Source organism: Streptomyces sp. NBC_00287, assembly GCF_036173105.1.
Taxonomy (GTDB): Bacteria; Actinomycetota; Actinomycetes; order Streptomycetales; family Streptomycetaceae; genus Streptomyces.
The window spans coordinates 8,069,447-8,083,114 of sequence record NZ_CP108053.1; the positions used below are offsets into that span (position 1 = coordinate 8,069,447).

A 13,668-nucleotide genomic window follows, 5' to 3' on the forward strand; every position below is an offset into this window, starting at 1 on the left:
AGAATCGATCCGTGATCGAAGCGCGGCGGCTCCACATCCTCCGTGCGGTGGCCGACCATCGCACGGTGACGGCGGCTGCCGCCGCGCTGTATCTCACGCCCTCGGCCGTATCGCAGCAGCTCACCGCGTTGGAGCAGGAGACCGGCCACCGCCTGGTGGAGCGGGGCGCCAAGGGTGTACGGCTGACTCCGGCCGGTGAGATCCTGCTCAGCCACGCCAACGCCGTCCTCGCTCAACTGGAGCGCGCCGAGGCGGAGCTGGCCGCCTACGGCTCCGGCGCGGCCGGCACGGTCACCGTCGCCGCCTTCGCGACCGGCATTGCCCAGGTCGTCGCCCCGGCCGTGGCCCGCCTCGCCGAATCGGCGCCCGGCATCAGGATCCGCGTCCAGGACGCCGAGGGCGACGCCAGCCTGCCGATGGTGCTGGACCGGCAGGTCGACATCGCGGTCGCCGTCGAGTACCGCGGGGCCCCGCCCGCCGACGACCCCCGGCTGAGCCATGTCCCGCTGTATGCCGAGCCCTTCGACGCGGTGGTGCCGATGACGCACCGGCTGGCCGATACGGCCGAGGTGCCGCTGGGGGAGCTGGCCAAGGACCCGTGGATCGGGCCGTACCCCGGCAATCCCTGCCATGACGTGGTCGTCCTCGCCTGCGAGAGCGCCGGATTCCAGCCACGTCTCGAACACTCCTCGGACGACTTCCGCGCGGTCGTGGCGCTGGCCTCGGCGGATGCGGGCGTCGCCCTGGTCCCACGCTCGGCGCTGCGCGGCATGGACCTCACCGGGGTGGTCGTCCGCCCGGTCGACGGGGTCGCGCCCACGCGCCGGGTCTTCGCGGCCGTACGCCGTGGCGCCGAGGAGCATCCACTGATCCGTCCGGTGCTGGACGCCTTGCAGGCGGCGGCCGAAGGGTAATCGCTGGACTGTGTGACGCTGTTGCGGATCTGGGATATCGTCCCAGATATGAAGCAGAGCGTGGACGTGGACCCCGTCGACGCCCGGCTCGGTGCCCGGCTGGCCGAGTTGCGGGCCGAGCGCGGGTGGTCGCTGGGTGAGGTGGCGGAGCGCAGCGGGGTCAGCAAGTCGACCCTGTCCCGGGCAGAGCGGGCGGAGATCAGCCCCACCGCCTCGCTGCTGAACCGGCTGTGCGGGGTCTATGGGCGGACCATGTCCCAGCTGCTGAGCGAGGTGGAGTCCGAGCCGGCGCTGCTCGTACGCGCCGCCGAGCAGCAGGTCTGGGAGGACCGGGCCTCGGGGTTCGTACGGCGATCCGTGTCGCCGCCGCATCCCGGACTGCGCGGCGAGCTGGTCGAGGGGCGGCTCGCGCCGGGTGCCGACATCGCCTACGACCGGCCGCCCGTGCCCGGTCTGGAACAGCACATCTGGGTGCTTGAGGGGGCGCTCGACATCACGGCTCAGGACGCCGAGCACCACCTGGACGCCGGGGACTGTCTGCGACTGCGGGTGTGGGGGCCGACGCGGTTCCGGTGTGGTGGGCCGGATGAGGTGCGGTATGTGCTGGCGGTGGTGCTGCCGTGATCGTGTCGCGACTGGACCCTGGGCAACTGCTGGACCGTACCGGCGAGTTGGCGGAGTTGCTGGTGGACACCGTCGACGGGGGCGCTTCCATCGGCTTCCTCGCGCCCCTGGACCGTGCCGAGGCGGAGGCGTGGTGGAAGGAGCGGGCGGCGGGGCCGTTCGCGGTGTGGGTGGCGCTCGACGGCGGGCGGATCGTCGGCACCGTCAGCCTGGCCTTCCCCGACAAGCCCAACAGCCGCCACCGCGCCGAGCTGGTCAAGCTGATGGTGCACCGGGACGCCCGTGGGCGCGGCCTCGGCCGTACGCTCCTGACCACCGCCGAGGAGGCGGCCGCCGCCGCGGGCATCACCCTCCTCCACCTGGACACCGAGACCGACAGCCCCGCCGAGCACCTCTACCGCTCGGCCGGCTGGACCCGGGCCGGAATGATCCCCGACTATGCCGCCGACCCCGGCGGGGTGCTGCGCGGGACGACTCTCTACTACAAGCACGTGGGCTGACTGTCAGTGCAAACGGCTACGGTGCCTGCCATGCAGGATGCCGAAGACGTACGCCGTGTCGCCCTGTCCCTGCCGGACACGACGGAGAAGATTGCCTGGAGCATGCCCACGTTCCGGGTGGCGGGGAAGATGTTCGCGACTTTGCCCGAGGACGAGACCTCCATCGCGGTGCGCTGCCCCAAGGAGGAGCGCGACGAACTGGTGCTGGCCGAGCCGGGGAAGTTCTGGATCGCCGACCACGAGGCGCAGTTCGCCTGGGTGCGGGTCCGGCTAGCGGAGCTGGAGGACGAGGACGAGCTGCGGGACATCCTCGCCGATTCCTGGCGGCAGGCGGCGCCCACCCGACTGCTCGACGCCTACCCGGAGTTGGGGCTGCCGACCGGGGAATGAAAACCCCTCTGGCGTTGTCAGTGCTGCGTGGCATGATCCGGAGGCGAGCGTGGGAGCCGGGGCGGAGGGGGCCTCGGCTCCCGCGGAAACGCATGTGAACCGGGGGGTTCGCGGGGTGCGTCGGGGAGGGGAGCGCGGGAATGGCAAGGGGGCTGTCGAAGCCGAAGCTGAAGCCGGAGGGCGCCGGCGGTGTCTGGTCACGTGACTTCGCCCTGTTCTTCGTCGCCCGTGCCGTCGCCCGGCTCGGCGACACCATGCTGCCGGTGGCCCTCGCGGCCGGACTGCTCCAGCACGGGTACGGCGCGGGCGCGGTCGGCCTTGCCATGGCCGCTACGGCAGCCGCCTTCGCCGGGTTCGTCGTCTTCGGGGGAGTGATCGCCGACCGCTTCAGCACACGCAGGTTGATGATCGGCGCGGACCTGGTGCGCCTGGGCACCCAGGCCCTCGCCGCGGCCCTGTTCTTCAGCGGCCGTGTGGTCCTGTGGGAGATCTGCGCGATCGGTTTCGTCAACGGCGTCGCGGGCGCCGTCTTCCAGCCCGGCGTCGCGAGCACGACACCCCGGCTCGCCACCGACGTCCAGGGCGCGAACGGCGCCATACGCATCGCGGAATCCGCAGCCCAGCTCGCCGGGCCCGCGCTCGCCGGTCTCCTGGTGGGCCTCGCTTCACCGGGCGGCGTCTTCGTGGCCCACGCGGCGACGTACGCGGTGAGCGCCCTGTGCCTCCTACTGCTCCGCCTGCCCCCGCTCGCCTCCGGCAGCACACCGATACCCAGCACCTTCCGGGCCGACCTGGTCGAGGGCTGGCGCGAGTTCCGGGCCCGCACCTGGCTCTGGGGAGTCATAGCCGTCTGGTGCCTGTACATGCTCATGGTCTGGGGCCCGACGCTCCCCCTGGTGGCAACCGAGGTGGTCCAGGACCACGGCCCCGGCGCCTACGGCCTGATCAACTCCGCCCTGGGCGCAGGCACGGTGGTCGGCGGCCTCCTCGCCCTGCGCCTGCGCCCCCGCCGTATGCTCCGCGCCGGCGCGATCGGCCTCTTCGCCTTCGTCGGCTTCCCGGTGACGGTGGGCCTGGGCCTCGACGTACCGGCGATGGCGGCGGGCGCCGCCGTGGCCGGGGCGGGCATGTCCTTCTGGGGCGTGATGTGGGCGACCACGGTCCAGACCCAGGTCCCCCCGGACGTCCTCAACCGCATCCACGCCTACGACGTGGCAGGCTCCCTCGCGATGATGCCGGTGGGCCAGGCCCTGGCGGGCCCGTCCGCGTCGGCCCTGGGCGCCGAGAACGTGCTCATGGTCGCGGGCGTGATGAGCCTGGTCGTCGCTGCGATCCTGCTCGCCGTACGACCGATCCGGGACCTGGAGCGGGCCGATGTGCCGACCGCCGGATCGGTACCCGCGGGGGAGCCGGAGCGGGCGCGCGCCGAATAACCGGTGCGCGCCCACGGACCCGAGTGCGGTATTGTTTCCATGTTCGTTCGGCCCGGGGAAAGCCCAGGTCAGGCGGGCATCGGGACGTGGCGCAGCTTGGTAGCGCACTTGACTGGGGGTCAAGGGGTCGCAGGTTCAAATCCTGTCGTCCCGACCAGCTTCACGCAGGTCGGAGGCCGTCTTCTCACGATGAGAGGACGGCCTTTGTCGTATCCGGAAGGCCTACAGCCGGACCGCCGGCTCTACAGACGGCCGGGCCGGCCGACGGGTGTGTCGGCCGGCCCGGGTGTCAGGGCTGTGTCGCTCAGACCAGGTCGAAGCGGTCCAGGTCCATGACCTTGGTCCACGCGGCGACGAAGTCCTTCACGAACTTCTCCTTCGCGTCGTCGCTCGCGTAGACCTCCGCGAGCGCCCGCAGCTCGGAGTTGGAGCCGAAGACCAGGTCGGCGCGGGTGCCGGTCCACTTGACCTCGCCCGAGGCCAGGTCACGGCCCTCGAAGGTGGTCTGGTCGGCGGACGTCGACTTCCACTCCGTGCCCAGGTCGAGCAGGTTGGCGAAGAAGTCGTTGGTCAGCTTGCCCGGCGTCTCGGTGAGGACACCGTGCTTGGAGCCGTTGTGGTTGGCGCCCAGGACACGCAGACCACCGACGAGAACGGTCATCTCGGGGGCGCTCAGCGTGAGCAGGTTCGCCCGGTCCAGCAGCAGGTACTCGGCCGGCAGGCGGTTGCCCTTGCCGAGGTAGTTGCGGAAGCCGTCCGAGGTCGGCTCCAGCGCGGCGAAGGACTCCGCGTCGGTGTGCTCCTCGGTCGCGTCCACACGGCCCGCCGTGAAGGGGACCTCCACGGCGACGCCGGCGTCCTTGGCGGCCTTCTCCACGGCGGCGGAGCCACCGAGGACGATCAGGTCGGCCAGGGAGACCTTCTTGGCGCCGGAGTTGAACTCGCCCTGGATGCCCTCAAGGGTGCGCAGCACCTGAGCGAGCTCGTCGGGGTTGTTGACCTCCCAGCCGCGCTGCGGCTCCAGGCGGATTCGGGCACCGTTGGCGCCACCGCGCTTGTCGCTGCCGCGGAACGTCGAGGCCGACGCCCACGCGGCGGAGACCAGCTGCGAGACGGTCAGACCCGAGTCGAGGATCTTGGCCTTGAGGGCCGTGACGTCGGCGGCGTCGATGGCCTCACCCTCGGCCTGCGGCAGCGGGTCCTGCCACAGCAGCGTCTCCGCGGGGACCTCCGGGCCGAGGTACAGCGACTTCGGGCCCATGTCACGGTGGGTCAGCTTGTACCAGGCGCGGGCGAAGGCGTCCGCGAACTCCTGCGGGTTCTCGTGGAAGCGCTTCGAGATCGGGCCGTAGATCGGGTCGAAGCGCAGCGAGAGGTCGGTGGTGAGCATCGTGGGCAGACGCTTCTTCGACGAGTCGTGCGCGTCGGGGATGATCGCCTCGGCGTCCTTGGCCACCCACTGGTTGGCGCCGGCCGGGGACTGGGTCAGCTCCCACTCGTAGCCGAAGAGGATGCTGAAGAAGTCGTTGCTCCACTGGGTCGGCTTGGTGGTCCAGGTGACCTCGAGACCGGAGGTGATGGCGTCGCCGCCCTTGCCGGTGCCGTAGGTGGACTTCCAGCCCAGGCCCTGCTGCTCCATGTCGGCGGCCTCGGGGTCGTTGCCGACCGCGTCGGCCGGGCCGGCGCCGTGGGTCTTGCCGAAGGTGTGGCCACCGGCGATGAGGGCGACGGTCTCCTCGTCGTTCATCGCCATGCGGCGGAACGTCTCACGGATGTCGCGGGCCGCGGCGATCGGGTCCGGGTTGCCGTTCGGGCCCTCCGGGTTGACGTAGATGAGGCCCATCTGGACGGCGCCGAGCGGGTTCTCCAGCTCGCGGTCGCCGCTGTAGCGCTGGTCGTCGAGCCACGTGGTCTCGGGACCCCAGTAGACGTCCTCGTCGGCCTCCCAGACGTCGGCGCGGCCGCCGCCGAAGCCGAAGGTCTCGAAGCCCATCTGCTCCAGCGCGACATTGCCCGTGAGGATCATGAGGTCGGCCCAGGAGATGGACTGGCCGTACTTCTTCTTGACCGGCCACAGCAGACGGCGGGCCTTGTCGAGGTTGCCGTTGTCCGGCCAGCTGTTCAGCGGCGCGAAGCGCTGCTGGCCGCGGCCGCCACCACCGCGGCCGTCGCTGATGCGGTAGGTGCCGGCGCTGTGCCAGGCCATACGGATCATCAGCGGGCCGTAGTTGCCGAAGTCGGCGGGCCACCAGTCCTGCGAGGTGGTCAGCACCTCGGCGATGTCCTGTTTCACGGCCGCCAGGTCGAGGCCCTGGAACGCCTCGGCGTAGTCGAACTCCGCACCGAGCGGGTTCGCGACAACAGGGTCCTTGGCAAGGATCTTCAGGTTGAGCCGCTCCGGCCACCACTGACGGTTTCCGCCACCCTGGGTCGGGTGCGCGGCTCGCCCGTGCGCGACGGGGCAGCCCCCCGTCCCCTCCTCCGTCTTGGGGTCGGTGACGATTGCGTCGGGGTTCTCAGCCATGGCAAATCCTTCCGGGCTTGGTGGATCGGGTGCTCAAAGAATTTGGGGGGTCGAGCAGTCGGGGCACACGCCCCAGTAGATGACCTCGGCCTCGTCGATCGCGAAGCCGTGGTCGTCGGAGGCGGTCAGACAGGGCGCGTCGCCCACCGCGCAGTCGACGTCGGCGACAACACCGCACGACCGGCACAGGACGTGGTGGTGGTTGTCCCCGACGCGTCCCTCGAACCGGGCCGGGCTGCCGGCCGGCTCGATACGGCGTATGAGTCCTGCAGTGGTGAGGGCGTGCAGACCCTCGTACACGGCTTGCAGGGAGATATGGCCCACGCGGTCCCGCACCCCGGAGGCAATGGCCTCGACGCCCAGGTGGTCGCCGTCCCGGACGGTCTCCAGCAGCGCGACCCGGGCGGCCGTCACCCGCAGGCCCGCGCCGCGCAGCTCCTCGGCGGTGGTCGGGGTTCCGGATGAGCTCATGCGCCGAACCTACCCTCAAAAACACGAACGATTCAAGAAAACGAACGGTTCAAATTTGGTGGCGCTCAGGCGTCGCGGGGAGGGCCGGTCCGCGAGGTCTTGTCACTCGTACGGCAGCACCCTCCCGTAAACGCCTCCATTCCGCCTCGAGGCCCGAACGAGAAACAGTCCGTGACCGTCAGATCACACAGCCGACATGGGCCAGCGCCTGCTTCAGCAGCACTCCGTGGCCGCCCGGCATCTCGCTCTGCACCGCGGGGGACAGGGCCTCCTGCGGGCTGAACCACACCAGGTCGAGGGCGTCCTGGCGGGGGCGGCAGTCACCGGCCACCGGCACCACATAGGCGAGGGAGACCGCGTGCTGGCGCGGGTCGTGGTACGCCGTGACGCCCTGTGTCGGGAAGTACTCCGCGACCGTGAAGGGTTGCAGAGAGGCCGGGACCCGGGGCAGCGCGACCGGGCCGAGGTCCTTCTCCAGGTGCCGAAGGAGGGCGTCGCGCACCCGCTCGTGGTGCAGCACCCGGCCGGAGACCAGGGTCCGGCTGACCGTTCCGTCCGGTCCGATGCGCAGCAGCAGGCCGATGCTGGTGACCTCGCCGCTGTCGTCGACGCGCACGGGCACGGCCTCCACATAGAGGATCGGCATGCGGGCGCGAGCCATCTCCAGCTCGTCGGAGGTCAGCCAACCGGGCGTGGTTTCGGTCATATCAGACATTGCTTGATCATACTTTCCGGGATCGACGCGCGCTCAGTCGCGGCGGGGGACGGTTGCGGAGGGAAGTCCGTACAGGCGGCGGGCGTTGGCGGAGCCGGCCCACTCGGCGATCCGTAACGCGTCCGGCAGGCTCAGTTCGTCGGCGTCGACGCGGGCCTGCAGCAGCGCGCCGAGACCCTGCCGGAAGGACAGCGCGCCGAGCGGATAGAACTCGGCCAGACCATAGGCGTCGGAGCTGTACAGCAGCTTGCGGAACGGGGTGATCTCCAGCGCCTCCTCCAGGACCGCACGCGCGCGGGCGGGGCCGACGTGGTGCAGGGTCAGGCCCACATCGAGGTACACCTGCTCGAACACGGCGGCCAGATAGGCGGCCTGGCGCTGATAGGGCCAGCAGTGCAGGAGCAGGACGGGGATCGTGCCGGCCGTCAGATGCAGCCAGTCCGTGAGGTGGGCCGGGTCCACGCGGTGCAGCCGGATGTCGTTGTCGCCGAACCCGGTGTGCAGTTGGAGGGGCAGACCCAGATCGACGGCCGTCCACAGCAGATGCCGTACCAGCACCGGATCGGCGAGGCGGCCGCCCGTCGTGAGCCAGCGCCGGGCCGCCTCGGTGACCTCCGCGTCCGTGGGGCGGGCCGGGTCCAGCTCGAAGCCGGTCCGGTAGGCGGCGACGGACTTCACCGCCACCACGCCGGGCTGTCGTACGGCGTCCTCGGCGGCCTTGCGGAAGGTGGCGCCGTACGCGTCCGGCTCGACTCCGGCCCGTGCGGTCGACTCGGCGACGTTCTCCAGTCGTACGACCTCGAAGGCGCTGCCTCCGGCCGCCTCGGCCAGTTGGTGCGGAGCGGTGAGGGGGTGCGGGGTGTAGCCGGTGTCGACGCAGAAGACGTCGGTGCCGGCGGCGGTGAGGAAGCGGCGGTTCACCTCGTCGGGGCCGAGTTCGGCGCGCCGGGCCAGGTACTCCTCGGCGGGCGCGTGCCGGGGCAGGTCCAGCAGGGGTGCGCAGTGGCGGCGTACGGCCACGCCCACCGGGGTGTCGAAGGGGGAGATCCCGGGCCAGGCCGCGCCCTCGGTGAGCAGGGACTCGAAGCCCGGCCGGTCCAGGGTGTCGGTGACCACGCCGTGGCAGTGGTGGTCGATCAGTCGGTGGGCGGCGAGGGTCTCGTGGACCGCGGTGGCCGTCACCTCAGTACCGCCAGCGGTACGCCGCCGCGATCCGTGCGTCGTCGAGCCCGTCGACCGCGGCGATCTCCCCTTGTCGTACGGCGATCACCGCGTCGGCGAGCACCGGGCCGAGCGCGCTGCGCAGCACCTCGTCACCGCGGAACGCGTCCACGGCTTCGCCGAGTGAGGTCGGCAGCCGGCGCACACCACGGGCGCGAGCCTCCTCGGCGCCGAGCGCGGCCGGATCGCCGGTGATCTCCTCAGGCAGCGGCGTGGACTTGGCGATGCCCTCGAGGCCGGCGGCGAGGACACAGCCGAGGGCGAGGTAGGGGTTGGCGGCCAGGTCGACCGGCTTGATCTCGATGTTCGCCGCCTGGTCCTGGAGGCCAGCGGTGCCGGTGACCACCCGCACGGCCGCCTCGCGGGTCTCGCGGCCCCAGGCCGTGAACACCCCCGCCCACTGGGACGGCTTGAGCCGCAGATAGCTGGCGGGACTGGGTGCGGTCACCGCCGTGAGGGCCGGGAGGCGGGTGAGGATTCCGGCCGTGAAGGACTCGGCGTCGGCCGTCATACCGTGGCGGCGATCGCCACCCGCGTGGAGGTTGGTGCCGTCGCGCCAGGCGGAGAGGTGGAGGTGGCCGCCGTTGCCGACGCCCTCGGCGAAGACCGCCGGGGCGAAGGAGACCACCAGGCCGTGGCGCTGGGCCACCGCGCGGATCGTCTGGCGGACCAGCACACTGCGGTCGGCCGCCGCCACCGGGTCCAGCGCGCCCACCGACAGTTCGAACTGCCCTGCCGCGTACTCGGGATGGATCTGGTCGACGTCCACGCCCTGCTCGGCGAGCGCGGCCAACAGGTCGGCGGTGCAGTCGCTCAGCTCGATCTGCCGGGTGGCGCCGTACGCCGGACCGGTCACCGCGGGTCTGAACTCGCCCTCGGCCGCGGGGCCGTGGCCGACGGCCCACTCGATCTCGATCGACGCCCGGAAGGTCAGGCCTTGGCGGGCCGCCTCGGTGACGAGGTGCCGCAGGAAGGTGCGGCTGCAGCCCGGATGCGGGTCGCCCTCCTGGGTGATCCGGTCCACGGGAGCCCACGCCCAGCCGGGCTGTGCGGACAGCACCACCAGCCGGTCCAGGTCGGGGTAGAGACGCAGATCGCCGTCCGGGGAGCCGAGGACGTCGGTGGTGACGATGGAGTCGTTCGCCAGGAATGTGTCGAACACCGGGGACATCCCGACGCCCCAGGCCGCCGCCGAGGCCAGCTTCGCCGTCGGGATCGCCTTCACCCTGCCGATCCCGGAGGTGTCCACATAGGCCAGCACGATTCCGTGCACACCCCGCCCGGACAGCTCCCCGCTCAGCGCGGTGGCCCGCTCGATGTCACCGGGACGCCCTCCGGGCACGGGATCGGCAAGGGTGGTCATGCGTTCTCCTCGTCGAGCTGGGCCGCCGCGCAACACGCTGTGCGCGTCAGGGTTTCACGGCCACCGCGCCGTACTGCGGCACCGCGACGGGAGAGTCGGACCCGGACCGCCACACCGAGCAGGACACCAGGCCCGGTTCGAGCAGCTCCAGGCCATCGAAGAACGCGGCGATGTCCGCGCCGCTGCGGGCGGTGATCGGCGGCGTGGCGTTCTCGTTCCAGAACTCCATCGCCGGGATCTGGCCCGCGCCGCCGACCTCGTCGTCGAAGGTGGGGTGGGTCAGGACCAGGAAGCTGCCGGAGGGGACCGAGGCCATCACCCGGCGGGCGATGTCCCGGGCCTTGTCGGCGTCGAGGACGAAGTTGAGGATGCCCAGCATCATCACCGCGACCGGCTGGGTGAAGTCCAGGGTGCCCGCGGCGCGTTCGAGGATCGCCTCCGGGTCGTGCACATCGGCGTCGATGTAGTCGGTGACGCCCTCGGAGGTGCCGGTGAGCAGGGTGCGGGCGTGCAGGAGGACGATCGGGTCGTTGTCGACGTAGACGATCCGCGCGTCCGGGGCGACGCGCTGGGCGATCTCGTGGGTGTTGTCCGCCGTCGGCAGACCGGTGCCGATGTCCAGGAACTGCCGCACCCCGTGCTCCTCGGCGAGGAAGCGCACCGCCCGCCCGAGGAACTCGCGGTCCGCGCGGGCGATGTCCCGGATGATCGGGAACATCCCGGCGACGTGTTCGCCGACCTGCTGGTCGATCTCGTAGTTGTCCTTGCCGCCGATCCAGTAGTTCCACACGCGCGCGTTGTGCGCCACACCGGTGTTCAGCTTCGCCGGCCCGTCCGCCGGGGTGTGGCCTTCGGTCACGACTCGTTCCTCTCCTCGCACGAACGGCCGAACCCGGCCGTAGGAGCCATTGTGCCGTCCCTTGATCACTCTGTCTCCGGAATCGGCACAGGACCAGCGGCGCGCGCGTGCCCGTGCTGCCAGGCCCAGGCCGCGATCTCGACGCGGTTCCGGGCGGCCGCCTTCCGGGTCGTCCAGGGACGGTCACGGGTGGGAAGTGCGGGGGAGGTCAGGGTTTGATGCCGACACCGCCGTAGAGGGAGACCGGCGCGTCCCCGATCGGGGCCTCGTCCTGCGCGAGGTCGGGGCGCCAGTCCTTCACCGACACGATCCCCGGCTCGATCAGCTCAAGTCCCTTGAAGAAACCGCCCACTTCGGCGTGCGAGCGGGCGACGAGCGTCACTCCGCCCGCCGAGTACCGCTCGATGCCCTGCCGGACGTTCTCCGGCTCGAAGTCGGCGGTCATGCACGACAGGACCAGACAACTGCCCGGCGCCAGCGCTTCGACGAGGGTGTCCACCAGGTCGTACGCGCCGTCCTCGTCCGCGACGAAGTGCAGCAGGGCGATCAGCGACAGGGCGATCGGGCGGTCGAAGTCGAGGACGCGGGCGGCCTGTTCGAGGATCGCGCCCGGCTCACGGGCGTCGGCCTGGACGTACTCCGTCACGCCCTCCGGGGTGCCGCGCAGCAGCGCCTCCGCGTGGGCCAGGACGATGGGGTCGTTGTCGACGTAGACCACGCGCGCGTCCGGTGCGAAGGACTGGGCGATCTGGTGGAGGTTGGGCTCGGTGGGTATGCCGGTGCCGATGTCCAGGAACTGGCGGATTCCCGTCGCTCCGGCGAGCCGGCGGGTGGCCCGCTGCATGAACCAGCGGTTGCTGCGCGCGGCCCGTGGCGCTCCCGTGTCGATCGCCATGATCTGCCGGCCGAGCGCCTCGTCGACCGGGTAGTTGTCCTTGCCGCCGAGGTACCAGTCGTACACCCGGGCCGGATGGGGCCGGGTCGTGTCGATACGGAGGGCCGGCTCGGTCCCGGTCACACGGTGCTCCTCTGCTCGCTCGCCAAGGTCTGCGCTGCGGGCAGTCTTTCACGATCATCCGGCGCGACGGAGACTGTCTTCGGCCACCTCCGGGCACGTCAACGCCCGTGCGGGCGCGGCCGGTTCGGGGTTCACGGTTTCAGCGGGTCGTGGCCCAGTGACATCAGCTGGTGCCTGCGGGAGGAGTCCTCCGCCTCGGGTTCGTTCTCCACGTCCGCCTGTTCGGCGACCTTGTCGACCACCTCGTACATCACCTGGATGTCGTCGTCGGTGAGGTCCGTGCGGCGCTTCTGCAGGATCGCCAGGACATGCTGTCCCGTCGGTGTGCCCGCGTGCTCGGGCAGGGGTTCGCTCTCCTCGGAGGCGTCGCTGACCCGTAGCCAGGCGGCCAGTTCCTGCGAGGTCATGTTCACGGCGCGGTGGAAGTCCTCCCACAGGGCGTCGAGTTCGAGTGGGTCGGTCATGACGCGCTTCTCTTTCTCATGCGTTGCGTGGACGTGCGGAGCAGTACGGCGCGTTCCTCCTCGCAGGTCCCGCCCCATACACCCGAGGCCTGTCCGCTGTGCAGCGCGAAGGCCAGACACTGGGTGATCACCGGGCAGCGGGCGCACACGCGTTTCGCGGCCGCGACCTCCCGCAGCGCCGGCCCCCTCGTGCCCACGGGAAAGAACAACTCGGGGTCCTCACCCACGCAGGCCGCTCTCCGCAACCACTCCATGCGGGCGCGGGTGCCCAGGTCGTACTGGTGCAAACGCGGCGATCCGCCGTCTCACCTTTTGAGTACGTCGTCCAGGAAGCGGACCAGGTCCTCGAAGACCTCGGCCTTGTTCGTCTCGTGGAACACCTCGTGCCGGGCGCCCGGATAGATGTGCTCGGTCAGCCGGTCGCCGCGCAACTCCTGTACGCCGGCCCGGCTTCCGGTGAGCGGCACCAGACGGTCCTCGTCGCCGTGCAGCCACAGCAGCGGCAGCGGTCCCACGTCCCCGCCCTTGGACACGGTGTCCAGCGCCCGCGTGAAGGCCTCCACGGTCGGCCGCTTCATCGGGCCGTGCCAGACCAGCGGATCCTCCGCGTACGACGACCCCACCTCCGGGTCGCGGGAGAGCGCGCCCGGACTGATCGGGGTGTCCGGGATCTCGTCCAGGGCGAGCAGCCGGCGCGGCAGCGCCCAGTCGCCGATCACCGGCCCGGACAGCACGAGGGCGGTGAGCTCGTCGCCGTAGCGCTGTGCGAAACGGGCCGAGATCAGGCCGCCCATCGAGTGCCCGACCATGACCAGCGGGACATCGGGGTGGGCGGCCCGGGCGAGTTCCGCCACCGCGTGCACATCGGTGACGACGTCCTCGAAGTCCTCGATCACGACCCGCTCGCCCGAGGACTTCCCGTGCCCCGTGTGATCGGGAGCGAACACGGCCGCGCCGTGCGCATTGAGGACCCCGGCCACCTCCTCGTACCGACCGGAGTGCTCCCCGTAGCCGTGCACCACGAGCGCGAGGTAGTGCGGCTCCCGCCGGTGCCACTCGCGTACGACGATCGGGCCGTGGGTTGCGGCGAGGATGTGTTCGCGGGTGTCGGCCATGTCTCCTCCGGCTGCGTCGGTGAGGGTCCTCGGGGATCTTCCCAGGGGGACGGTCGG

General features: G+C 71.1%; 15 protein-coding genes and 1 tRNA gene. 6 read left to right on the plus strand and 10 right to left on the minus strand.

Annotated features, from left to right (window positions below; translation table 11 throughout):
- The first annotated feature begins 11 nt into the window (after nucleotides 1–11).
- The 6 genes from OHT76_RS36565 (at nucleotide 12) to OHT76_RS36590 (ending at nucleotide 4,018) form a co-directional block, all read left to right on the plus strand.
- On the plus strand, nucleotides 12–914 hold the full coding sequence (locus OHT76_RS36565; protein ID WP_328875152.1) for a LysR family transcriptional regulator: 903 nt from the start codon (nucleotides 12–14) through the stop codon (nucleotides 912–914).
- 48 nt (nucleotides 915–962) lie between these two features.
- Nucleotides 963–1,538, plus strand: coding sequence for a helix-turn-helix domain-containing protein (locus OHT76_RS36570; protein WP_328875153.1), 576 nt, complete (start codon nucleotides 963–965; stop codon nucleotides 1,536–1,538).
- Nucleotides 1,535–2,038, plus strand: coding sequence for a GNAT family N-acetyltransferase (locus OHT76_RS36575; RefSeq protein WP_328875154.1), 504 nt, complete (start codon nucleotides 1,535–1,537; stop codon nucleotides 2,036–2,038). The genes OHT76_RS36570 and OHT76_RS36575 overlap by 4 nt, the downstream gene beginning before the upstream one ends.
- A gap of 30 nt (nucleotides 2,039–2,068) precedes the next feature.
- Nucleotides 2,069–2,428 carry an MmcQ/YjbR family DNA-binding protein gene (locus OHT76_RS36580; protein ID WP_328875155.1) on the plus strand — a complete coding sequence of 120 codons (360 nt, stop codon included), beginning with the start codon at nucleotides 2,069–2,071 and terminating at the stop codon, nucleotides 2,426–2,428.
- 140 nt (nucleotides 2,429–2,568) lie between these two features.
- Nucleotides 2,569–3,861: an MFS transporter gene (locus tag OHT76_RS36585; protein WP_328875156.1), complete on the plus strand. Its 1,293-nt coding sequence runs from the start codon at nucleotides 2,569–2,571 to the stop codon at nucleotides 3,859–3,861.
- Between the two features lie 80 nt (nucleotides 3,862–3,941).
- Nucleotides 3,942–4,018: transfer RNA gene (locus tag OHT76_RS36590), tRNA-Pro, on the plus strand.
- A 147-nt stretch (nucleotides 4,019–4,165) separates the two neighbouring features.
- Here OHT76_RS36590 and katG read toward each other — a convergent pair.
- The 10 genes from katG to OHT76_RS36640 all read right to left on the minus strand — a co-directional run bounded on the left by katG (nucleotide 4,166) and on the right by OHT76_RS36640 (nucleotide 13,611).
- Nucleotides 4,166–6,385 (minus strand): catalase/peroxidase HPI, encoded by a 2,220-nt coding sequence (gene katG / locus OHT76_RS36595; RefSeq protein ID WP_328875157.1) that lies wholly within the window; start codon nucleotides 6,383–6,385, stop codon nucleotides 4,166–4,168.
- 33 nt (nucleotides 6,386–6,418) lie between these two features.
- Nucleotides 6,419–6,856: a Fur family transcriptional regulator gene (locus OHT76_RS36600; protein WP_328875158.1), complete on the minus strand. Its 438-nt coding sequence runs from the start codon at nucleotides 6,854–6,856 to the stop codon at nucleotides 6,419–6,421.
- A gap of 178 nt (nucleotides 6,857–7,034) precedes the next feature.
- Nucleotides 7,035–7,562 carry an NUDIX hydrolase family protein gene (locus OHT76_RS36605; protein ID WP_328876714.1) on the minus strand — a complete coding sequence of 176 codons (528 nt, stop codon included), beginning with the start codon at nucleotides 7,560–7,562 and terminating at the stop codon, nucleotides 7,035–7,037.
- A gap of 42 nt (nucleotides 7,563–7,604) precedes the next feature.
- Complete coding sequence (locus OHT76_RS36610; RefSeq protein ID WP_328875159.1) at nucleotides 7,605–8,753, minus strand: amidohydrolase family protein; 1,149 nt, start codon at nucleotides 8,751–8,753, stop codon at nucleotides 7,605–7,607.
- Nucleotide 8,754: 1 nt separating this feature from the next.
- Nucleotides 8,755–10,155: a glutamine synthetase family protein gene (locus OHT76_RS36615; protein ID WP_328875160.1), complete on the minus strand. Its 1,401-nt coding sequence runs from the start codon at nucleotides 10,153–10,155 to the stop codon at nucleotides 8,755–8,757.
- A 46-nt stretch (nucleotides 10,156–10,201) separates the two neighbouring features.
- Nucleotides 10,202–11,014, minus strand: a complete 813-nt coding sequence (locus OHT76_RS36620; protein WP_328875161.1) for an SAM-dependent methyltransferase — start codon at nucleotides 11,012–11,014, stop codon at nucleotides 10,202–10,204.
- Nucleotides 11,015–11,222: 208 nt separating this feature from the next.
- On the minus strand, nucleotides 11,223–12,032 hold the full coding sequence (locus OHT76_RS36625; protein WP_328875162.1) for an SAM-dependent methyltransferase: 810 nt from the start codon (nucleotides 12,030–12,032) through the stop codon (nucleotides 11,223–11,225).
- 131 nt (nucleotides 12,033–12,163) lie between these two features.
- Nucleotides 12,164–12,496: a DUF3140 domain-containing protein gene (locus OHT76_RS36630; protein WP_328875163.1), complete on the minus strand. Its 333-nt coding sequence runs from the start codon at nucleotides 12,494–12,496 to the stop codon at nucleotides 12,164–12,166.
- The gene (locus tag OHT76_RS36635; RefSeq protein ID WP_328876715.1) at nucleotides 12,493–12,750 is read right to left on the minus strand and encodes a WhiB family transcriptional regulator; all 258 of its coding nucleotides are present in this window, start codon (nucleotides 12,748–12,750) and stop codon (nucleotides 12,493–12,495) included. The genes OHT76_RS36630 and OHT76_RS36635 overlap by 4 nt, the downstream gene beginning before the upstream one ends.
- Before the next feature lie 51 nt (nucleotides 12,751–12,801).
- Nucleotides 12,802–13,611 (minus strand): alpha/beta hydrolase, encoded by an 810-nt coding sequence (locus OHT76_RS36640; RefSeq protein ID WP_328875164.1) that lies wholly within the window; start codon nucleotides 13,609–13,611, stop codon nucleotides 12,802–12,804.
- Nucleotides 13,612–13,668: the final 57 nt, after the last annotated feature.